The sequence below is a fragment of the Microbacterium sp. AR7-10 genome (assembly GCF_001878835.1).
Lineage (GTDB): Bacteria > Actinomycetota > Actinomycetes > Actinomycetales > Microbacteriaceae > Microbacterium > Microbacterium commune.
Window position 1 is genome coordinate 1 of sequence record NZ_MJIR01000028.1, and the last position, 507, is coordinate 507.

The following is a 507-nucleotide window of genomic DNA, read 5'->3' on the forward strand; positions in this document are numbered from 1 at the left end:
GGCCCTTGGGCGCGGCCCGCGCCAGCTCGCCGGCCGCGTGCCAGGCCAGGGTCGGGAAGGCCGCGCGTCTGGGCAGGGGCTCGTTCTCAGCCTCGTAGGCGGCGGCTGCGCTCAGCGTTCCACCCCGGACCATCTTGTCCAGCACCGCGCGCCGCGCCGCCTTGGCCGCTTCAGGCCGGCGGTCTGGACGACGGGCCTCGGGCGATTGCGGCAAGGCGATCAGCAGGGCCTGCTCGCCGTCGGTCAGGCTGGACGGCTCATGGCCGAAATAGCTGAGGCTGGCCGCCCGCGCGCCCTCCAGGTTGCCGCCATAGGGGGCCAGAGTCAGATAGAGGGCCAGGATCTCGCGTTTGGACAGGCGCGACTCCAGCTGCACGGCGCGGATCATCTCGATCAGCTTAGCCCCCAGGGTGCGCGGACGCGGCTCCAGCAGACGCGCGGTCTGCATGGTCAGGGTCGAGGCGCCGGACGTCACCCGACCATGGACCACCGCCGAGCCCACGAGAC

The 507-nt window shown here is 72.6% G+C and carries 1 protein-coding gene; it reads right to left on the reverse strand.

The features are described 5' to 3' along the window. Positions 1-475 (reverse strand): transglycosylase domain-containing protein (locus BFN01_RS01445; protein WP_218161785.1); only part of this gene is annotated, 475 nt, incomplete at its 3' end. Between the last annotated feature and the right edge of the window lie 32 nt (positions 476-507).